A 21,859-nucleotide genomic window follows, 5' to 3' on the forward strand; every position below is an offset into this window, starting at 1 on the left:
TAAGTTCGGAAATCGTTTTGGTTTTCGAACTTTCTTTTAAAAGGAGGATAAAATTTGCGCTTAGATAAATATTTAGCAAATATGGATGTGGGTTCAAGAAAAGAAGTGAAGCAACTGATCAAAAAGAAACGAGTAGCTGTTAATGGTAAAACTGAAGTTTCAGATAAATTTCAAGTCAATGAAAATGAGGATCGTGTCACTTTAGACGAAGAGGAAATTATTTATCAAAAATACTTTTATTATATACTCAATAAACCTGCTGATGTTATCAGTGCTACGGTAGACGATTTTGAATTAACTGTTTTGGATATTTTTTCTGATCAAGATTTTCGTTCAGATCTTTTTCCGGTAGGTCGCTTAGATAAAGATACAAAAGGACTGCTTGTAATAACAAATGATGGCGCACTTTCACATCGTTTACTTTCTCCTAAAAAACATGTAGAAAAAGAATATATCGCTGAAGTTAAAGGAGTTATGACGACAAGAGATATTAAACGTTTTGCTGAAGGTTTAAAGATTGACGGCGATGAACTTTGTTTACCTGCTGAGTTGACGATCGAACAAGTAGATGAAGAAAATGAAGAATCGACAATACGTTTGGTACTATATGAAGGTAAATATCATCAGGTAAAACGGATGGTTCATGCTGTCGGGAAAGAAGTTACTCATTTAAAACGCATCCGCATGGGGGCATTGTACCTTGATGATCAGTTAGAGGCTGGAGATTACCGAGAACTAACCGAAGAAGAAATAAAGCTACTTGAAAACAAATGAACTATTTTTTACCAAAGGCCTGGCTTAGCTATTACCTCGATTTGTTCCTGAGTAAATGGGTGAAGGAATTTTATTTTGTAGGCATGTAAAGCTAGGCGCTTTTCTTCTTTGTTTTGATATAGTGGATCACCTACAACTGGGTGTCCTATACTTGCTAAATGAACACGTATTTGATGTGTTCTGCCTGTGGCGAGGCTACAATAGACTTCACTGGTCTGTTTGTACACTTGATGGACTTTTACATAGGTAATGGCAGTTTTACCCTGGCGTTCACTTATGATACGCTTGCGTTTATCATGGCGATCACGACCAATTCTTTTATCGATTGTACAGTCCTGTGTTAGCTTGCCCCAAACGATTGCTTGATAGTTTCGGTAGATTTTCTTTTCTTCTAGGAGTCTTCCTAAAATAGGGAGAACAAGGGGACTTTTAGCGAACAAGATAGCGCCAGACGTTTCTTTGTCCAGGCGATGAACGACATAAGGTCGTTCATTTTTTTTACCTAGGTAAGCACTTAGGTCATTTAAGAGCGTAGCTGTTTCATCGGGTTGGTTAGGATGTGTTTTCACCCCGCTAGCTTTATTGACAACAATTAAATGTTCATCTTCATATAAAACTTCGATATTTTCTTTTGATCCAGCTTTTACTGTTTGATAATTATAATCATCTTCTTCAATTCGCAAGGTAATCATATCATTAGCATGCACCATTTCATGAAATTTTATCGGTTGATGGTTACACCAGACATTTTTACGTGTTCGCAGAAAATGACGCACTTTTCGAGGAACAAGCCACTGGGTTTCTAACAATTCACGAAGCGTTATTGTTTTTTGAAAAGTAGGTAAAGTGATTGAATATTCCATTGATTTTCTTCCTTTCGCTTCATTATTGTATCATGTTTAATGCTTTTTTAATAAAAAAATAAGCAAATCCGCTAAGATAAATGATAAAATGTATAAGATTCATCAGTAAAAATACAACTCGAGCAGTATTGGAGAAAAAGGGAATTATGCTACACTTAACACCAGGAGGGAAAAGTAATGGATTTTCAGCGCTTTTTTAGTACGATAAAAAAATATTTATCGTCATTTTGGGCATGGCTGAAACCATACCTTGTACAGTTTCATCACTGGCGCAAGAGAATTTGGAAGAAATATCATGTCAATAAAATATTACTACTACTTGGGTTGATTGTAGTCTTAGTAATGAGTATCTATCTTTTTTATATAGCGAAAACGACCAAAGTACAAGAATTAAAAGCTGGTTTACAAGAAGAAACAGTGATTTATGATAAACAGGAAAATGAAGCAGGGAGTGTTTCTTCGCAAAAAGGGACATATATTGGCGTAGAAGATATGTCACCTTATGTAGTAGATGCAGTAGTTTCGACTGAAGATCGTAATTTTTATCAGCACCGCGGTTTTGATATCAAAGGAATTGCGCGTGCGGGATTGCGCATGGTTATTAGAAGAAATGCATCTGGTGGTGGAGGTAGTACAATTACACAACAATTGGCTAAAAATGCCTATTTATCGTTAGATCAAACTTTTAACCGTAAAGCTAAAGAGTTATTTTTAGCAATTGAAATTGAGAAAAATTATAGTAAAGATGAAATCATGTCTATGTATTTGAATAACTCTTACTTTGGTAATGGCGTATGGGGAGTGCAAGATGCAGCGCGAAAATATTTTGGTGTTGATGCTGCTGATCTTACATTAGGAGAGTCAGCAACAATTGCTGGTATGTTAAAAGGCCCATCTTTGTATAATCCTATTGACCATCCAGAAAATGCAAGTAATCGACGTGATACAATTTTACAAGTAATGGTGGATAACAATAAAATATCAAAAGAAGAAGCACAACAAGAAGAACAAGTCGCTATAAGCGATTTAGTCAATGATACTTATCAACAAGAGGATGAAGGTTACCAGTATCCTTATTACTTTGATGCTGTCATTGAAGAAGCAGAAGAAAAGTATGATATTAAGGCAGATGACTTAATGAATCGTGGTTATAAGATTTATACTGATTTAGACACGAATTTTCAAAATGGCATGCAAGAAGTATACGACAATGGTAACAACTTTCCAGCTGATGCTGAGGATGGAACAATGGTGCAATCAGCTTCGGTGGCTGTTGATCCTAATACTGGCGGTATACAGGCCATGGTTGGGCGTCGTGGGGAGCATACATTTAGAGGCTTTAATTTTGCTACAGATATGAAACGTTCTCCTGGTTCGACGATTAAACCATTGAGTGTTTATACGCCAGCTCTTGAAGCGGGCTATATGCCAGATAGCACATTAAAAGATGAACCACAAGATTATTATGATGCCAAAAATTTCAATGGCGAGCATGAAGGGGATGTTCCTATGTACGAGGCAGTTGCTCGTAGTTTGAATTTACCAGCTGTCTGGATGTTACATGAACTTGGAATAAATAAGGGATATAACAAAACAAAAGAATTTGGGCTTGAACTAACTGATTCAGATAAATATTATGGATTAGCATTAGGAGGTTTGGAGTATGGCACTTCACCGATACAAATGGCAGGAGCTTACGGCTCATTTGCTAATGGCGGTACCTTATATACGCCTCATCTGATCACAAAAATTGTGGATGCTAATGGCGCTGTAATCGTTGATAATACAAAGCCTAAGGGAGAAAAAATAATCTCTAAAGAGACATCTAACGAAATGACAAGTATGCTTTTAGGAACATTTTCTAATGGTACAGCCTCCAGTGCTAATCCTTATGGATATACTGTCGCAGGTAAAACTGGTACCACCGAAACAGACTATGATCCCGACCAAAATAAAGACCAATGGATTGTTGGATATACGCCTGATACTGTAATTTCTACTTGGCTTGGTTTTGAGGAAACGGATGAAGAGCACAACTTTAGTGGTACTAGTGGTGACGTTGTAGGTCAAATCTTTAAAGCGCAGGCGGAAAATATGTTGCCTTATAGCAATAATACACAATTTGATGTGGCCGATGCTTATGCAACTGGCGGGAAAGTAGAAGAGTCTTCTGAAACAGAAGAAGATTCTGAAGATGAAGGTGAAGATGGCTGGAAACAAAATGTTGACCAGTTTACCGACGATGCAAGACAAGGAATGAATGAATTTGGCGAACGTGTTAAAGAAGGCGGCAAAGAACTGATTCAGGGCTTTAAAGAGCGCTTTAATAACAATTAGCCAATCAATGTTGAACATGTTACAATAAAATAAATAAAGAAAAAGTGAGGAAAATTTTTATGGCAAATATTTATGATACTGCGAATCAACTGGAAAGAGAAATTCGAGAATTGGAACAGTTCCAAGACTTAAGTGGTTCTTTTGCTGAATTGAAAAAAAACGAAGAAGCTTATCGTTTATTTAAGGAATTTCAAACTTTTCAACAAGAATTACAAGAAAAGATGTCACAAGGCGAAGATATGACAGACGAAGACGCGCAAAGAGCACAAGAATTAGCGCAACAAGTTCAACAAGAGCCTTTAATTAATGACTTGATGCAAAAAGAACAAGTTTTCAGTACAACGATCAATGATTTGAATCGCATTATTATGACGCCTTTGAGAGAATTATACGAAAGTTAGTAAAAAAGGTTTTTGAGGGATTGCCTCAAAAACCTTTTTTTATAATCTTGTTTAAAAATTGTTATGGCTAGATAAATTTAGCAAAGTTAGTTATTATGGATGCAATTGAGCTAAATATTTTTTGATCTTGCCAAAGGTTTCTTTAGCTTCAGTTTCAGTAAAGCCGTAAAAAAGTGTGTGCCCGTTTTTAAAAAATGTAATTTCAAAACTACCTAGTTGCATTTTTATTGCAATAGGATTCTTTTGATAAGTAAGCTTTTGATCTATACATAATCCTTCTATCTCTTCAAGACTAAGAAAAGGAAATGTAGTTTGAAACACTTCCCCACAAGTTTCGGTCAATTCTGAGGCACTGGTATGACTTTGTTTTTGATTACACATCAAACAATCTGTTTGTTTATTTACTTGAAAAGAAGAAACTTTTAAGGGCCATGATTCGACCATATGTAGGGTATGAAAATTTTTTAAATCTCCTACTAAGTATTGTAAACAAAGTGAAATTTGGATGCTTGAAATCAATGGAACTATTGGCGTTATCACACCGATAGTATCACATCCCTTTTTTTCTAATTGATGTAATTGAGGGAAAACACAGGATAAGCAGGGACCTTCGCTGGGAAAAAGAGGCATCACTTGTCCTGAAGTACTAGCGACAGACGCAAAGATAAAAGGCAAATTAAAAGCCAAACAGTAATCATTGATCAATCGTCTTGCTAAATAATTGTCTGTACAGTCTAAAATCAAATGAATTTTTTTATGCTGGTGGAATAAGGCACTATCAAATCGTTCTTGATAAACGTCAATTCTTGCTTTAGGATTGATTTGAAGAAGTTTTTCTTTTGCAGCAGTTACTTTTGCTTTTTGAGCTTGAGCGTCTTTTGTTGTAAAAAGCGTTTGCCTTTGTAAGTTAGTTTCTTCAACAATGTCTGGATCAATTAAAATTAAATGTTGTACGCCGGTACGAATCAACTGTTCTGCAGCGTAAGTACCTAGTGCGCCACATCCTACAATTAGAATAACCGCTTGTTTTATTTTTTCTTGTCCGGCTAAGCCGATTTGGTCAACACGTATTTGGCGATCGTAACGGTTCATTTTGAATCCCTCGTTTGTTAAGTATTGAACTTCTTTTTTTAACATAGCATATATTTTTAGAAATGCAATCTTATTAATATCAGATAGGAGAAAAAATTATGGATAAACTAACCCATTTTAATACGCAAGGTCATGCGAATATGGTTGATGTCGGCGATAAAGAAAGGTCTGTGCGAAAAGCTAGCGCTCAAACAAAAGTAATCATGAAAGAGGCAACCTTACAAAGAATTAAAGATGGTAAAGTAAAAAAGGGAGATGTGCTAGCAGTTGCACAAACTGCGGGCATTATGGCAGCTAAAAAGACTAGTGAACTGATTCCGATGTGTCACTTATTACCTTTAGAAAAAGTGAATATTATTTTTGAAGATAATGAAAAAGATACACTAACAATTACTGCTATGGTTAAAATGTCAGGAAAAACTGGCGTGGAAATGGAAGCGCTGACTGCTTGTCAAATTGCTGCACTAACCATTTATGATATGTGTAAAGCAATGGAACGTAGTATGCAAATTACAGATTGTCATTTGTTAGAAAAAGAAGGTGGAAAAAGCGGTCATTTTGTATTTAATAAACAATAAAAAAATATTGTTTAAAAAAAATCTTTTTTGGATTATAATAGTGATAAGTAACACAAGCGCTTTTATAAATGAAATGTTTGCTGTGCTTTGAGAAAGGAATAAATGAATGGCAATTGTTAAATTACAGTATGAACCAATCAATGTTTTTTATCTGTATCAACAATTAAAAAATAAGCAATACGGTGGTATTGTTGTATTTTCAGGTACTGTACGAGAGTGGACAGGTACAATTCAAACAAAAGAAATTGAGTATACAGCCTATCAAAAAATGGCGATAAAAGAGTTGGAGAAATTAACGAGTGAAGTGGAAAAAAAGGGTGCAAGTGCAATTGTTGTGCATCGTTTGGGTAGTTTAGCATTGTCTGAAGAAGCAGTATTTGTAGGTGTTGCTGCCCCACATCGCAAAGAAGCTTTTGCAGGTTGTCAATATATTATAGATCATTTGAAAGAAACTGTTCCAATTTGGAAAAAAGAAATTAATACAGATAAAATTCGATGGGGAGGCGAATTGAATGCAGACAAAAATTAAAGCGTTTGCTTATTTAGGAGAGAAACTAAATCATGAGGTAATCGTTGATTTACCTCTAAAAGTAACTAAAGTGACTGTCTTAGAAGCAATTAAACAACAATTTCCGCAATACAAAGCAGAGATATCTGAATGTAGTGTTGCGATCAATCAAAGTTTTATTGGAAAAGAAAGTTATGTAATGAGTGATATCGCTGAAATTGCTTTGATACCACCTGTTAGTGGAGGGTGATCTTATGTTGAAACAACAAGCTGTCTTGCATGATTCATTTGGGCGTAGACATGATTATATTCGTATTTCCGTTACCGATAAATGTAACTTGCGCTGTGTTTATTGTATGCCCGAGGAAGGATTGCCTTTTTTTCCAGATGAGCGTGTATTAAGTTGTGCGGAAATCATTCAGATGGTAAAAAATTTTGCGCGGATGGGTATTAAAAAGGTAAGACTGACCGGTGGAGAGCCACTAATGCGATCAGATATTATTGAAATCATTAAAGGGATTTCAGCGATAACAGAAATTGATGATATTTCAATGACTACAAATGGTCTTGCGTTGCCCAAGATGGCTAAAAGACTATATCAAGCTGGTTTGAATCGTTTAAATATTAGTTTGGATACTTTTGATAAAAAACGGTATAAAGAAATTACGCGCGGGGGAAATTTAGATCGTTTATTAAAAGGAATTGATACTGCAAGTCAGTTGCCCTTTAAAAAAATAAAGATCAATACCGTAATTATAAATGGACAAAACGATCACGAAATTGCAGATTTTTTGAAATACACTTTTGATCATGATGTAAATCTTCGTTTTATTGAATTTATGCCGATACAACAAGATGAACGGTGGAAAAAACAGTATCGCGGCTTAGATGCAATTTTTAACGCGTGTCAAACAAACCATTGGATATACGAACCAATTAGATTAGATGGCAATGGCCCTTCTGAAAATTATAAAATTGGAGGAGCCAAAGGAAGTTTTGGTCTGATTCATCCTATCAGTTGCAATTTTTGTGAAAGTTGTAATCGATTGAGAATTACTGCAGACGGATATATAAAATCATGTCTTTATTGGGATGACGAAGAAAATATACGGGCTGCTATTTTTGACTTTGATAGCTTTCGAGAAAAAATCCAGCATGCATTAGCTATAAAACCGAAGAATCACGAAATGGCGTTATTAAATCAAGAACAAGTGAAAAATAAGAAACCAACATGGCGACATATGAGCCAAATTGATGGCTAACTGATAGACGAGAGTAGAAACCTCTCGCCTATTTTTTACCTTATAAAAAATTGACACATACTAAAGAACAAAATGTTTATATAGCAACGTTTGACACTACTATTTATCGTTATTCACGGTTTTTTCTGCCTCCTATTAGTAGTGGGGTTATAATTAATTTTTTTTGCTTACATTCTTTAATTTGCCCTTATTCTATTGCTTTATTTCCTCATTTTCAAGGATTTTTAATGCGTTTTCTTTCTTGCTTATCTATTTTTCTTCCAAAAAATCTTAGCTATTCTTTGCTACTTTTTTTAAGAAGCGCTACTATGGAAATAGCAAAAATAAGGAACGATATTCTATGAAAAAAGCTTTATTTCTTATGTTAGGGGTAATTTCATTATTTTTAATGACTTCCGTTAACACGAAGGCCGATGAAGTCGAAAAAGTAAATGCTTCATATGATTTAACTGTAGGTGGTACGCAAACGTTCGATAATGTCGACAGTAATAGAGAAGAAATTGAAATTACAGTATCAGAAGAAAATACTTCACCGTTATTAGCAAATAAAGCTTATACAGCCTCTAAAAAAAGGGTCTGGTTGGAACCTTTCTTACAAAATTAACGTTAACAATAACAAAATAACCAGTGCTTACGGTCTAAATGCAGTAGCTACCGCTGGAAGTTTTACGTCCTCGTCTTTAAACAAAATAAGTAATACTACAGCACAATGGAAAGGCGTCCATAAAAGAGGATTATTATCTAACAATGTATCATGTACTGCTACCATTAGTGGAGGAAGTTTACAAGTAACCTAATGATATTCAGTAGCACCCCAATCTAAATAATCCGATAAATTTCCATAACCAGTGTATAAGTTATATAGAATTGCTCCAATACAAACAATATAGACCAATTTATAATACAAATTGGTCTTTTTATGTGTGCCAGGCATGGCATTTATCTAGCTAGTGAAAGTCTAGTCACGGGTAGTTACCGCCAAGTGTAGCGAGCCACAAGCCGAAATCAGCGATGATGGGGTGAAGGAAGTGGTGGCGCAAATCTCTTGAACCTACGCACAGGAACTTGATGAGGCTAAATGGTGGATAAGGCTGCATATCAAGCCGAAGTCCAAAAGGTAAACGTAAAACCAAGACAGTAAATCAAGAGGTTGTGGAGAGAAAGATAAGTGTCTTACCCTGGGAGATCTTACGGACGTTTGCGAACGGTCGAAAAAGGTTTGTCGTAAGAAGTCAGCCGAGGCCATAGTAGCTATGATATTACATGTAGTGAAGGGCTGAATGTTTGTATAGTGTGAATCGCTAGAAGAAAATATCCAAGCAGTCCGGAAACGAGGATACCCTAGAACGGTAGAACGTAACTATCGATGGGAAAAGTAGTGAGGACGATCTTGGATCCATCTACACCTAGAGGAGGAACAGCGCATGAGATTCATTGAAAAGATCACGAGCCAGCAAAATATGAGACAAGCCATCGAGCAGGTCAAAAAGAATAAAGGCGCTCCGGGTGTTGATAAAATGACAGTCGACGAACTTGACCATTACTTCAATCAACACGGACATTCTCTTGTTCAAGAGATTCGATCGATGACTTATCGTCCGAAAACAGTCAAACGAGTTTATATCCCTAAACCCGATGGAAAACAAAGACCTTTAGGAATTCCAAGCGTGGTAGATCGTGTGGTACAACAAGCAACCGCGCAACAGCTGAGTCGCATTTTCGATGTTCACTTCAGTGAAAGCAGTTATGGTTTTCGTCCCAATCGAAGTGCACATCAAGCGATTGAAAAAGTACTTGATTACTTGAATGAAGGTTATGAATGGCTCATTGATATGGACATTGAGAAATATTTTGATACGGTTCATCATGATAAATTAATCTCGACCCTTAGAGAACGGGTCAAAGATAGAGAAACACTTCACTTAATACGTGTTTTCTTAAAAGCAGGGATTATGGAAAATGGCTTCGTTCGTCCAAATGAAACGGGCGTTCCGCAAGGCGGCCCTTTAAGTCCCATTTTAGCGAATATTTACTTGAATAAATTGGATAAAGAGCTAGAAGCAAGAGGACTGCATTTTGTTCGTTACGCGGATGATACGGATATCTTTGTCAAAAGTGAGCGGGCAGCCAATCGTGTAATGAAATCCATTACGAGTTGGATTGAAAGAAAGCTTTTCTTACGAGTGAACGTCACAAAAACCAAGGTTGTACGACCAACACAGAGTCAATTTTTAGGCTTTACCTTCTGGAAGAACCAAAAGGGGTGGCAATGTAAACCGAGCAAAGTCAGTAAAACAAAGCTCTATGACAAAACCAAAGCCATCCTTAAAAGAAAACAGGCGGTGTCGCGACCTTTAGCGGTGACATTTACGAAACTAAACCAAACGATAAGAGGGTGGATCAATTACTACCGTATCGGGCGTATGAAAACCTATCTAGCAAAATTTGGGCAATGGATACGACATAAAGTCCGAGTGATCATCATAAAGCAATGGAAACTGCCACAACGAATCTATACGAACCTACAACAATTAAACCGATTATTCAAGTGTCACTTCACGAAAGAGAACATTTATAAGGTGGCAAATTCGAGGTTAGGTTGGTATAGGAAATGCGGCATGGACGTCGTCAATTTTACCCTAAGTCCGAAAGTTTTAGCCATAAAGAAAAAGGATCGACCTGGATTGGTCAATCCTTTAAATTACTATCTTAATCAAGCGTGAAAACAATACAAATGGAGCGCCGTATACGAGAACCGTACGTACGGTGCGACGGGAGGGGCGGAAATCTTATTTCCCCTCTACCCTATTATGCCAAATGATGATAGGAGCAATAAAAACACCAAAGGGCGCAATTAAAAATAAAATGCAAGAAAAGATCAACAATACAAGTCCTTCGTCTTTATCTTTGTTTTTATAATTATTTTCCTTTTCGGACTCTTTATTTATTTGTATTGGTGGATCAGCCGGTTTATTTTGGCCGTTCAATTCGTAAATGTCTACTTGATACAATTGACTTAATAAAGTTAAATTGTCCTGAATGATTTATAAATTTTTCCCAGGATCATTCAATCCTTGGCATGTGCTTTTTTCTAAAGGTTGAGTTGCTTCACCTTCTGGGTGTACAAAAAGAACGCACTTCGTGTTATTGTAAAGTCAACGAAACATAACAATAAGGAGTGCGTTCTTATGTCTTTCACTTTACAACAAAATTCTCTTACATTCAATAAGCAAAAAGCCATCTTGATCGCCAATGACGGTGGCACCTTAACCAATGACGCGGGGCTCGTCTTACTTTCGGAGTTTCTAAATCAAATTCGTTTTGATTCCCTGTTAGCGCAATACGTTCATATTCCAGAGTATCGTGCCTTCGCCCAACATGAATGGCTGGATGTCGTAAAACAATGGCTATATCAATTGATCGCTGGTTATTCTCGAGACCGAGACGCCAATATCTTACAATATGATCGCCTTTTTAAGGAAGCATTGAAACAAGAACGCCTTAGTTCGCAATTTATGATGTCTACTTTGCTTCATACCTTGACAGAAGAAAATGTTAATCAACTATTACAAGTGGCGAAAAAACTTGGCGATTTAGGCATGGACCAGCAAAACAGCCAACAACTCGTGCTTGATCTGGATTCCACCTGTTGTCCCACTTACGGAAAGCAAGAAGCAGGGGAATATATTTACCACTATGGCCTCAATGGGTATCATCCATTTGTGGCATTTGAAGGTTTAACCGGATTGGCATTAGATGTTCGCCATCGTCATGGCAAATCTTATACCTCCACCCACGCCGAAGATTATCTCGTAGAAATGTTGGCGCATTACCAACAACGTTCGAGTGATCCCACAATGCTTGTACGCGGGGATAGTGGCTTTGCCAAACCGGAAATTTATAAACAATGTGAGTGTCGAGGCGCCCATTATGTGATTAAATTGAAAAATAACGTACGGTTGATTCATTATGCGCAACATCTTGTCCAATATACCAACGGTACGGACTACACAAAGTCCGAACATCAATATTTTAAGATGGCTTATCAAGCAGATTCTTGGGACCGATCTCGAACAGTAGCCATCAAGGCTACTCGAAAAGCCGAAACTTTACTTTTTTCCGAATTTCAATTTGTGGTGACCGATTTCGCTCATCTTTCGCCCCAAACCATTTTTCAGCTCTATCAAAAACGAGGGAATATGGAAAACTTCATTAAAGAAATGAAGACCGGATTTTTCGCTGATAAAACGGACAGTCCTTCCTTTTTAGCGAATAAGGTTCGCTTAGCCCTAAGTTTTATCGCCTATAATATCATCCACTTGATGAAACAGCTGACTTTTCCGCAAGAGAAAAAGACGACGGTGATTGACACGATCCGTTTTCAACTATTTCATATTGCTGGAAAAGTCACAGAACACGCGCGTCAAGTGCAAATTCACTTATCAAGTACGAATGTTTACAACACGCTTTTTTGGGAAGTCCTTACACGAATTCAGCGATTGAATCTCTAGTTTACTTTTCCCCTTTTCCTCTTGATAAAAAAGGCTTGGCTTTCATTCTCTAGGAAGAATTTTATCTTTTTTTAGCGTCGTTCGATCATCCCTTTCTATTCTTTATTCAAAAGCGGCGATAAAAAGGGAAAATAACATAAAAGTCACCTCGTTGAACAGTCGAATGCGTTATGATATGCTCCCCCTATACAGGACACTGAAATATAAAAGTCCTATATAGGGGGGATTTTGTGTGTCAAAAAGGGAGATGAAGCTTGTCCCAAAAGAACGGGTAGAAGCAGTAGAAAGCTATCTGAGTGGTAAAGATAGCTTGAATCATATCGCTAGTACATTGGGGATCAGTAATGATACTTTAAGACATTGGTTGACGATTTATGAAAATGAAGGTCCGACGGGTCTACTACCAAAAAAGAAGAATGCTCATTACAGTATTGAAACAAAGCTCCAGGCAGTTAATGATTACTTAAGTGGCACAGGAAGCCTTAATGATATTACAAAAAAATATAAACTTAGAAGTGATAAACAACTACGAGACTGGATTAAGGTATATAATACTCATGGAAACTTCAAATCAGGAAGCGGTGGAAGTCAAATGAGTCAATCTAGAAAAACAACCTTTAAAGAACGTATAGAGATCGTCCATTACTGTATTTTGCACGATCGTAACTATGGAGAAACAGCCATCAAATATCAAGTGTCCTACCAACAAGTTCGTAACTGGGTACTGAAATATGACGAAATGGGCGAACAAGGATTAAAAGACCGACGAGGACATCGTGCGGGAACAAAACCTAGTCGAACCCCAGAAGAAGAAATGCGGGATCGCTTAGCTGAAAAAGAACGTCGTATCCAACAATTAGAAATGGAAAATGACCTCTTAAAAAAAGTCAGGGCGTTAGAAAGGAAGTGGGAGTAGACCTTATCCGCCACGTTTTTGAATATGAAGCAATCAAAGCGCTGCACGATATCAAAAATTATCCGATTAAACCGATGTGTGCGTTTCTCCATGTCTCAAGATCCGCCTATTATCGCTGGTTAAAGCAACCAAAATCAGCGCAAACGATCTTTAACGAACACTTGGCAGATTTAATCAGATATATCTATGAGGCAGATAACGACAAGGGATATCGGAGAATTCGGGATGACTTGGTTCAAGATTATGGCTTACACGTCAATGACAAAAGAGTATTGCGCATTTGTCGTAGCCTTCAAATTCAATCAACAGTCAAACATCATCCTCACGGAAGTACCAAGGCTGCCAAAAATCCTTATTATATTGCCAAGAACTACTTAAATCGGAATTTCCATGCGGATAAACCCAATGAAAAATGGTTAACCGATGTCAGTGAGTTTAAGTATTACGAAGGTGATCAAGTAAAGAAAGTTTACCTTAGTGCCATTCTAGATTTGGCGGATCGTCGGATTGTCTCGTTTGTCCTCAGCGACAGAAATGACAATCAGTTAGTGTTTGACACCTTCGATGAGGCAGTGCGGCTTGAACCAGATGCTCATCCGCTTTTTCATAGCGACCGAGGGTTTCAATATACGAGTCAACAGATGAGCAATCGATTGAAGAAACAGGGAATGAAACAAAGCATGTCCCGCGTTGCTCATTGTATTGACAATGGCCCTATGGAAGGATTCTGGGGAACATTAAAACGGGAAAAGTACTATCGTAGGCAATTTACAAGTCGCCAAAGTCTTGTTTCCATGATTGAAAACTATATTCACTATTACAACAACGGCCGCTATCAACGTTGTTTGAAATCAAAAACACCATTACAAGTCCACCAGCAACTTTTGATAGCCGCATAATCGTCGTATACTTTTCATGCGTGAGATATTTGGGTTTTCGCTCGTCAAAAGTATATTTCAGCCAAACGTAGTCAAAGTTTAATCATCATAAAAACAAAAGAACGATTTGCCAAAAATCAGCAAATCGTTCTCTAAAAATTTTATTATATTTCCGTGTCCACTTGACGGGGTGCCCATCATTATCCACAAATTTTTATAAATCATTCAGGTTAACAAAGTCAATAAAGTCCCTAATTTCTTCTTCAGTATTATCAGTTTCTATATAAAAGATAGTCTTAATCTTTGAGAATCCCTTTTTAGCATTTGGATCTTTTTCCCGTATAACTATCAGAGTTAATCTCGCCCTCCAAGTCAACTTTGAAAGATTTTAACTGAATATTTTTAGATTTAGCAAAAGTTTTTGCTACGGTTGTTAAACAAGTTCCTAATGAATTTAATAACGTTTCTACTGGATTCATGTCAGCATTCGTGCCACCACTAGATTTTGGCTCATCTACAGTAAACTAAAAATTTCTAGATTTACATGATACTTTTACGCCACTTTTTAATATTACTTTTGTTGTCGTTGTTTCAATAGCCATTTATTCCTCCTTTACGTATTATCTATCTTCTATAAGTATAATACCAAATTTTTTAATTTATAAATAAATTAGCTGAATGAACCGCTAGCTAAAAGAAAAAATTAATTATGATATTACGCACGTTTTTCAATAAATTTAAAGGATATCATATTCAACATAATGCTATTTCTAAGAAAACATTATTTGATGCGCAAAAAAGTCTAGAAAAATATCGAATTTATTTGTTTTGTGGCTGGATATTCCGTCTTCTTCAATGTACAATCAAAAGCTACTTAATATGATATTATCGAACGAACGAAACATGCAATGTAATAAGGATTAGATAAATAGGGACAGTCATATTTTAACTACCTACACTATTTGTCTGAAAAATTAAAAAATATGAACTATTCTTTTTGAAATCGCTTTTATATTGGGCCAAAAATGTTAGAATGAAGTTGAAAGGAAATAATGAGGTGACCAATATGCAACAAGAAATTTGGCAGCGATTTATTAATGGAGACGAAGAAATTTTAGATAGTTTGCCAGAAAAAATTGCTGATTCTTGGCAAACATGTTATATGAACCAAGTAGATCCTTATCTTCATAAACCGCGTAAAGTAATGACAGCACAAGAGCTAAAAAAGCAACGAAGAAAACATCAGGAATTAATTCAACTAGTTAAAAAAGAAGTCGCTGAATTGCAAAATTGCTTAGAATTGAAGTTACCTTTGTTCGTTCTAACGGATGAAGTTGGAAATATATTATGGCGTGAGGGTAGCTATCGTTCAAAAGATTACGCCAATGGTATCTTTTTCCAAGAAGGTAGCGGCTGGTCAGAGTTAGGGGTAGGGACAAATGCGATTGGTTTAGTACTAAAAACTAAATCACAAGAATGGCTTACCCTTGATGAGCATTACTCTGTAGCTTCTAGAAGCTGGAGTTGTGCTGCTTCACCGATTTTTGATGAAGAAAATCAACTAATTGCTGTACTTGATATTTCTACATATCAAAATAGCTCGTCAAAAGATGCCCAATTGCCGTTAAGAGTTGTCACACAAAAAATAACCAATACAATTGTCTATCATTATTTAGAGCGCAAGAATAGTTTGCTTCGTTACGTGGCTAAGTATTCAGAAGATGACCTTTTGTGCGATGAACATTTCCGTATTGTTTATATTTCTGATAAATACACAGATAAGTTCCCGATCGGTGATGATATCCGAAGTTATTTAAATGGTCAGTCGACTTATAAACAAGAAGAAATTTATGTAGATAAAGAATTAGTGGGTTACCGGTTTTTACTCCAAGATTTCTCATCAGAACAGAACAGTTTTTACTATCCTGGAATTTCGAGCCAAAATGAGAAGTATCAGAAGTTTTTGAAGAAAGTAGTTATGTTTGCTACCAGTGACCTACCGATTCATATTTATGGAGAAACGGGTAGCGGAAAAGAAATTATTGCCGAAACGATTCATCATAATAGTTCGAAAAAAAGTGGTCCACTTGTAGCTCTTAACTGTGGGGCATTGAATGAAAACTTACTAGAAAGCCAGCTTTTTGGCTATGCTCCAGGCGCTTTTACCGGCGCAGATAGTAAAGGCCATACAGGAAAAATTGAACAAGCTGACGGAGGTTCACTGTTTTTAGATGAGATTGATAATATGTCGAAAAAAATGCAGACCGCTTTGTTGCGTGTGTTGGAAGACCAACAGGTAACGCGGATCAATGGTTTACCAAAAAAGGTCGATTTTCGTTTAATTACTGCAAGCAATCAGGATTTAAAACAAGCTGTTGTTGAACAACGTTTCAGAGAAGACCTATTTTATCGTATCTTTGTCGGACAATTAGCAATTCCACCGTTACGTGAGCGTTTGATAGATCTTCGTCCGTTAATCCAAGAGTTTTGTACGCAGAAAAATTGGAGGATTAACTGGCAAGAAGAGATCTTTCAAGCAGCAAAAAATTATTCTTGGTATGGAAACGTACGTGAGTTTAATAACTTTTTAGAACGGCTTTACGTTTTCTATTCATCAGAACAACCTTCCAAACAAGATATCTGTGAATTGATTGAAAGTGGAAGCTTACAGGTAACTGATGCCAAGGCAAATAACGAGAAACAAGAGATCGAAAATGCTTTAGAAAAAGAAAAGTTTCATATATCAAATACAGCTAAACGACTAGGCTTTTCTCGGGCAACACTCTATCGAAAAATGAAAGCACATAATATGAAGTAATTTTGACCGCAAACGAATGAGGATTATTCGTTGTTTGCGGTTATTTTATGTGAGACAAGCTGAAACAATATGTTTCAGCTCTAATACAGTTAAATCATCGTCTATTTTTATTAAAAAAATTGTGAAATAATCACTTGGACAAAACCTTATTTTAATAGTTTTTTAAATTTTTTAATAGAAATTTAGCACTTATTTGTGAAAAAGAAAATTTGTTTTAACTCCCTTTTTGCTTGGCACAAAAGTTGCGTTTATATAAATGAAAGGTGGTAAAGGAGTATTGAAATTTTAACAATTTAGCAAAAGGAGGTTTAGCAAGAATGGCAAATTATGATTTGGTTGTCATAGGCTCTGGTCCGGGTGGTTATGTAAGTGCGATTAAAGCAGCGCAAAAAGGGAAAAAGACAGCAGTGATCGAGGAAAAAGATATCGGCGGTGCATGTTTGAACGTAGGATGTATTCCATCAAAAAGTTATTTAACGCATGCACAGTGGATTTTATCTGCAGAGCAAGCTAATCAATATGGTCTACAGGTCAATAAGGAAACACTTGATTTTGCTAAAATGGTCCAGCGAAAAGATCAAGTTATACAAACTTTACAAGGGGGAATCAAACAGTTATTTCAAAAAAATAAAGTCGATTATATCGAAGGACTAGCTTCGTTTGATCAAGAGCAACAACTGTTTGTAAACGGAGAAAAAATTAGCTATACAAACCTACTTTTAGCTTGTGGGAGTCATCCATTTATCCCCCCAATTAATGAAGTTGATAAAGCAGATTATTTAACAACTGACACGTTCTTTAACCTGGAAGAATTACCAAAAGAATTAACAGTGATCGGTGGTGGTATAGTTGCTGTTGAATTAGCATTTGCCATGAAGCCTTTAGGTGTGAAAGTAAATTTAATTGAAGTTGCTTCGGATATTTTATTAACAGAAGATAGCGTAGCTAGACAAACAATTAAGAAGAAATTACAGCAAATGAAAATCGACGTAACTGTTCAAGCCAAAATAGAGAAAGTGAAAAAAGATGCTGTTGTGTTGTCAAATGGAACAAAAAAGTATTTTGATCAGTTATTAATCGCTACTGGTAGACAAGCAAACTTGGAAGTTCCGCAGCAGTTAGATTTGGAGTTGGATGAAGTAGGACACTTTGTTAAAGTAGACCAGCACTATCAAACCAGTAAAAAGGGAATTTATGCTATTGGAGATATGATAGGAGGTTTTCAATTAGCACATGCTGCAAGTGCGGAAGGATTACGTGTAGTAGAAGCATTCTGTGGAGGAGAAACCTATCCAGTTGATCAAAATATGATCCCACGTTGTTTATATACTGACCCGGAAGTTGCAAGTTTTGGTTTAGGTGAGGACGAGGCAAAAGAAAACCATGATGTGACCATCAAAAGCTTTCCCTTTTCTGGAAATGGTAAAGCGCTAGCTTCTGCAGAAACAGAGGGTTTTGTCAAAATTATTAGTGAACAGAAGTACCAGCAAATTTTAGGCGCAGTGGTAGTTGGCAGTCATGCAACAGAAATGATTCACACGATTTTAGCAGTCAAGGAATCTGAAGGAACTGTTGATGAATTAGCTGACATAATTTTTGCTCATCCGACATTATCTGAAGCTATTGGGGAAGAAGCAAACAGTATCATTGATCAAGCTATTCACGGATAAGAGGAGGAATTTTATATGAAAAAAATAAATAAAGAACGTGCAAAATGGATATTGCAAAGGATGGAAGATATTCGGCATTTTGAAGCTTCGGTTAAAGAACTTTTCGCAGATGGCAATATTCCAGGTTTTGTACATTTGTATGCAGGCGAAGAAGCTATTGCGACTGGTGTTTGTGCCCATTTATCAGAAGATGATTCAATTACGAGTACACATCGTGGTCACGGACATTGTATTGCTAAAGGCTGTGATTTAAATGGGATGATGGCAGAGATCTTAGGTCGAAAAACTGGTTTGGGTAAAGGTAAGGGTGGTTCCATGCATATCGCTGATATCGATAAGGGAATGCTTGGTGCCAATGGTATTGTTGGTGGCGGTATAACTTTAGCAACTGGTGCTGGATTGCGTAATCAATATTTGAAAACTAAAGATGTTGCTGTATGTTTCTTTGGTGACGGAGCATCCAATGAGGGAAGTTTTCATGAAGGTTTAAACCTTGCTTCTATTTGGAAACTACCGGTTGTCTTTGTTAATGAAAACAATATGTATGGTGAAGGGACGCCGCATCAATACGCTTCAAGTACTGAGACAATTTCAGAACGAGCAGTTGCTTATGACATCCCTGGTGAAACCGTCGATGGTAAAGATGTTGTTGCCGTATATGAAGCAGCAGGAAAAGCTATTGATCGTGCTCGTAAAGGGAATGGGCCTACATTGATTGAATGTTTGACCTATCGTGATAATGGGCACTTTGAAGGAGACGAACAAAAGTATAAAGCACACGAAGGAAAAGAGAAAGAATTAGCTGATCGTAATTCTGTTGAAGAGTTTAAAGACTACGCCCTTAAAGAAGAATTATTAAGCAAAAAAGATATGGAAACTATCAATAAACAATCGGAAGAAGACATACAAGCAGCAATTAATTTTGCTGAAAATAGCCCAATTCCTGAACCAGATTCATTGTATGAAGATGTTTTTGCTGAATAATTAATAAAGGAGAGAGTAATATGGCTAGACAAATTACTATGATGAAAGCAATAAATGAAGCTTTAGAGCAAGCAATGGATAAAGATGAAAATGTATTTTTGATTGGTGAAGACCAATCTGGTGGAGCTACAGTTGAACACTTAGAAGAAAATGAAGATGCCTTTGGTGGTGTTTTTGGAGTAACTAGCGGGCTGATGGGGAAATTTGGTCGCCAGCGAGTGATGGATACGCCAATTGCTGAGAACGGTTATATGGGAGCGGCTGTCGGCGCTGCAGCTACTGGATTACGTCCTGTAGTGGAATTAATGTTTAACGACTTTATTGGTTACTGTCTTGATACCATCTTAACGCAAGGCTCAAAAATGCGTTATATGTTTGGCGGTAAAGCTAAAGTTCCCTTAACTATTCGCACGACTCACGGGGCTGGTGCAGGAGCCGCGGCTCAACACTCCGGTTCATATTATGGTTTATTTGGTTCCATCCCGGGAGTTAAAGTTGTTGTTCCATCAAATGCCTATGATGCCAAAGGTTTAATGCTTTCGGCAATTGAAGAAGACAATATGGTCGTCTTTTCAGAAGATAAAACCCTTTTAGGGACTAAAGAAGACGTACCCGAAGACTATTATAAAGTAGAAATTGGCAAAGCTAAAGTAAAACGTGAAGGTACGGATCTAACCATTGTTACAATCGGAAAGATGCTTTATGTCGCCTTAGATGTAGCCGAAAAATTAGAAAAAGAGAACGTGTCTGTGGAAGTCATTGATCTTGTGACAGTTTCACCTTGGGATCAAGATACAGTGATCGAATCAATTAAGAAAACAGGTCGCTTAGCTATAATTGACGAAGCCAACCCACATAATAATACAGCGACTGATATTGCTTCAGTTGTCGGAAATAAAGCATTTGACTACCTCGATGGTCCTATTAAATGTATCTGCGCACCAGATACTCCCGTGCCATTTGCCTCGAATTTAGAACAGCTGTATCTTCCTAATGCAGATCGTGTAATGGATACAGCTTCCGAAATTATTGAGGATTTAAAACAATAAAGGAGGCGAAAAAGTATGGCAACAGAAATTATTATGCCGACATTAGGTTTAACGATGACAGAAGGTACAGTAGATACTTGGCTGAAAGGTGAAGGAGATCAAGTTGAGAAAGGAGAAGCGGTATGTACAATCAGCTCAGAAAAGCTCAGCCATGATGTTGAAGCACCAGCAGAAGGAACACTTATAAAAATATTAGTTCCTACTGGTGAAGTAGCTCCTTGTAAAGACGCCATTGGTTTAATCGGCGAGCCAGGTGAAGAGGTTTCTTCAAAAACTGAAAAAAAAGACACAACCGAAGAAACTCCAGAAGAACCATCAGACAAAAAACCTGAACCTGTAAAACCGAAAGAGGAAAAAGCAAAGGGCGATCGGATTTTCATTACTCCGTTAGCTAGAAAAGTTGCTAAAGAACAAGGTATCGATTATTCTCAAATCAATGGCACGGGTGGCAATGGACGGATCACGCGACGTGATGTCGAAATGTTCGAACCTCAAGAAGAAAGTGTAGCAGCTACGACAACGACATCAGTAGGCACTGGTTTAACTGGTATGAGGAAAACGATTGCTCAACGCATGACATCAAGTCTACAAAATACTGCTCAAGTAACAGTTCAACAAAAGGCTGACGTGACTCAATTGATGGCTTTTAGGAAAGAAATGAAAGAAAATGCTGGGATACCATTAACAGATGGACAAATGAGTATAACCACTTTATTATCCAAAGCAACAACTTTAGCATTACAGGAAACCCCTAAAATGAATGCTTTATATCATGATGGAAAATTAGAAGAATTTGCTGAAGTTCACTTAGGTATGGCAGTGGCGCTAGATGAAGGACTGATTGTTCCAGTGGTAAAAAATGCCGATAAAATGACACTGACTGAGTTAGGAAAGACTTTAAATGATCGAATCGAAAAAACAAAACAAGGAACGTTAGAGAGTGAAAATTATAGCGGTTCGACATTCACCATCACTAACTTAGGAAAAGGCGGCGCAGAATACTTTACTCCTATTTTGAACCCGCCAGAAACAGGAATCTTAGGCGTTGGATCTATGTTGAATGAATTAGTACTTGATGAAAAAGGTCAAGTTGTCCAAAAACAAAAACTACCTTTAAGCTTAACATTTGATCACCAAGTAATTGATGGTGCTCCTGCAGCTGACTTCCTTTCTAGAGTGGTTGAATATTTGGAAATGCCGTATTCGTTGATTTTATAA

At 36.9% G+C, this 21,859-nt stretch carries 21 protein-coding genes and 1 pseudogene; 19 read left to right on the plus strand and 3 right to left on the minus strand.

Annotated elements, in window-relative coordinates; translation table 11 throughout:
* Positions 1-54 precede the first annotated feature (54 nt).
* Positions 55-774 carry a pseudouridine synthase gene (locus AC806_RS00540; protein ID WP_069028516.1) on the plus strand — a complete coding sequence of 240 codons (720 nt, stop codon included), beginning with the start codon at positions 55-57 and terminating at the stop codon, positions 772-774.
* An 8-nt stretch (positions 775-782) separates the two neighbouring features.
* Here the strand turns inward: AC806_RS00540 and AC806_RS00545 are convergent, their stop codons facing one another.
* Positions 783-1,637 carry an RluA family pseudouridine synthase gene (locus tag AC806_RS00545; protein ID WP_014123510.1) on the minus strand — a complete coding sequence of 285 codons (855 nt, stop codon included), beginning with the start codon at positions 1,635-1,637 and terminating at the stop codon, positions 783-785.
* Positions 1,638-1,814: 177 nt separating this feature from the next.
* Here AC806_RS00545 and AC806_RS00550 point away from each other — a divergent pair, with 177 nt between their 5' ends.
* Together AC806_RS00550 and AC806_RS00555 are read left to right on the plus strand one after the other, a co-directional pair.
* On the plus strand, positions 1,815-3,974 hold the full coding sequence (locus AC806_RS00550) for a PBP1A family penicillin-binding protein (RefSeq protein WP_014123511.1): 2,160 nt from the start codon (positions 1,815-1,817) through the stop codon (positions 3,972-3,974).
* Positions 3,975-4,033: 59 nt separating this feature from the next.
* Positions 4,034-4,375, plus strand: coding sequence for a YlbF/YmcA family competence regulator (locus AC806_RS00555; protein WP_014123512.1), 342 nt, complete (start codon positions 4,034-4,036; stop codon positions 4,373-4,375).
* A 93-nt stretch (positions 4,376-4,468) separates the two neighbouring features.
* Here AC806_RS00555 and AC806_RS00560 read toward each other — a convergent pair whose 3' ends face one another.
* A complete protein-coding gene (locus AC806_RS00560) occupies positions 4,469-5,467 on the minus strand; it encodes a HesA/MoeB/ThiF family protein (RefSeq protein ID WP_014123513.1) in 999 nt (332 codons plus the stop codon).
* 95 nt (positions 5,468-5,562) lie between these two features.
* Here AC806_RS00560 and moaC point away from each other — a divergent pair, with 95 nt between their 5' ends.
* From moaC to AC806_RS11955, 10 genes are all read left to right on the plus strand, one after another.
* Entirely contained in the window at positions 5,563-6,045 is a 483-nt protein-coding gene (moaC, locus tag AC806_RS00565; RefSeq protein ID WP_103083412.1) for a cyclic pyranopterin monophosphate synthase MoaC, read from the plus strand.
* 106 nt (positions 6,046-6,151) lie between these two features.
* Positions 6,152-6,574, plus strand: a complete 423-nt coding sequence (locus AC806_RS00570; protein ID WP_069028517.1) for a molybdenum cofactor biosynthesis protein MoaE — start codon at positions 6,152-6,154, stop codon at positions 6,572-6,574.
* Entirely contained in the window at positions 6,558-6,803 is a 246-nt protein-coding gene (locus tag AC806_RS00575; RefSeq protein ID WP_069028518.1) for a MoaD/ThiS family protein, read from the plus strand. The genes AC806_RS00570 and AC806_RS00575 overlap by 17 nt, the downstream gene beginning before the upstream one ends.
* 4 nt (positions 6,804-6,807) lie before the next feature.
* Positions 6,808-7,815 (plus strand): GTP 3',8-cyclase MoaA, encoded by a 1,008-nt coding sequence (gene moaA / locus AC806_RS00580; protein WP_069028519.1) that lies wholly within the window; start codon positions 6,808-6,810, stop codon positions 7,813-7,815.
* 340 nt (positions 7,816-8,155) lie between these two features.
* Complete coding sequence (locus AC806_RS00585) at positions 8,156-8,419, plus strand: hypothetical protein (RefSeq protein WP_069028520.1); 264 nt, start codon at positions 8,156-8,158, stop codon at positions 8,417-8,419.
* A gap of 16 nt (positions 8,420-8,435) precedes the next feature.
* Entirely contained in the window at positions 8,436-8,612 is a 177-nt protein-coding gene (locus AC806_RS12265) for a DUF5626 family protein (protein WP_368393344.1), read from the plus strand.
* Between the two features lie 627 nt (positions 8,613-9,239).
* The gene (ltrA, locus tag AC806_RS00590) at positions 9,240-10,538 is read left to right on the plus strand and encodes a group II intron reverse transcriptase/maturase (protein WP_069028521.1); all 1,299 of its coding nucleotides are present in this window, start codon (positions 9,240-9,242) and stop codon (positions 10,536-10,538) included.
* A 465-nt stretch (positions 10,539-11,003) separates the two neighbouring features.
* Positions 11,004-12,326: an IS1380 family transposase gene (locus tag AC806_RS00600; RefSeq protein WP_069028523.1), complete on the plus strand. Its 1,323-nt coding sequence runs from the start codon at positions 11,004-11,006 to the stop codon at positions 12,324-12,326.
* Between the two features lie 232 nt (positions 12,327-12,558).
* A complete protein-coding gene (locus AC806_RS11950) occupies positions 12,559-13,242 on the plus strand; it encodes a helix-turn-helix domain-containing protein (RefSeq protein WP_197492658.1) in 684 nt (227 codons plus the stop codon).
* Positions 13,233-14,141 (plus strand): IS3 family transposase, encoded by a 909-nt coding sequence (locus AC806_RS11955; RefSeq protein ID WP_197492659.1) that lies wholly within the window; start codon positions 13,233-13,235, stop codon positions 14,139-14,141. The genes AC806_RS11950 and AC806_RS11955 overlap by 10 nt, the downstream gene beginning before the upstream one ends.
* Before the next feature lie 296 nt (positions 14,142-14,437).
* Here AC806_RS11955 and AC806_RS12050 read toward each other — a convergent pair whose 3' ends face one another.
* Complete coding sequence (locus AC806_RS12050; protein ID WP_014123516.1) at positions 14,438-14,599, minus strand: OsmC family protein; 162 nt, start codon at positions 14,597-14,599, stop codon at positions 14,438-14,440.
* Between the two features lie 215 nt (positions 14,600-14,814).
* Here AC806_RS12050 and AC806_RS11805 point away from each other — a divergent pair.
* From AC806_RS11805 to AC806_RS00635, 6 genes and pseudogenes are all read left to right on the plus strand, one after another.
* Positions 14,815-14,998 (plus strand): annotated as a pseudogene (locus AC806_RS11805) (glycine radical domain-containing protein); the annotation flags it as partial.
* Between the two features lie 188 nt (positions 14,999-15,186).
* Entirely contained in the window at positions 15,187-16,938 is a 1,752-nt protein-coding gene (locus tag AC806_RS00615; RefSeq protein ID WP_041591736.1) for a sigma-54-dependent Fis family transcriptional regulator, read from the plus strand.
* A gap of 317 nt (positions 16,939-17,255) precedes the next feature.
* Positions 17,256-18,608, plus strand: a complete 1,353-nt coding sequence (gene lpdA, locus AC806_RS00620; protein ID WP_061841400.1) for a dihydrolipoyl dehydrogenase — start codon at positions 17,256-17,258, stop codon at positions 18,606-18,608.
* 15 nt (positions 18,609-18,623) lie between these two features.
* Complete coding sequence (locus tag AC806_RS00625; protein WP_014123520.1) at positions 18,624-19,592, plus strand: thiamine pyrophosphate-dependent dehydrogenase E1 component subunit alpha; 969 nt, start codon at positions 18,624-18,626, stop codon at positions 19,590-19,592.
* Between the two features lie 20 nt (positions 19,593-19,612).
* Positions 19,613-20,641, plus strand: coding sequence for an alpha-ketoacid dehydrogenase subunit beta (locus AC806_RS00630; protein ID WP_014123521.1), 1,029 nt, complete (start codon positions 19,613-19,615; stop codon positions 20,639-20,641).
* Positions 20,642-20,656: 15 nt separating this feature from the next.
* Positions 20,657-21,859 (plus strand): dihydrolipoamide acetyltransferase family protein, encoded by a 1,203-nt coding sequence (locus AC806_RS00635; RefSeq protein ID WP_014123522.1) that lies wholly within the window; start codon positions 20,657-20,659, stop codon positions 21,857-21,859.

It is taken from the genome of Tetragenococcus halophilus, assembly GCF_001712815.1.
GTDB classification, from domain to species: Bacteria; Bacillota; Bacilli; order Lactobacillales; family Enterococcaceae; genus Tetragenococcus; species Tetragenococcus halophilus.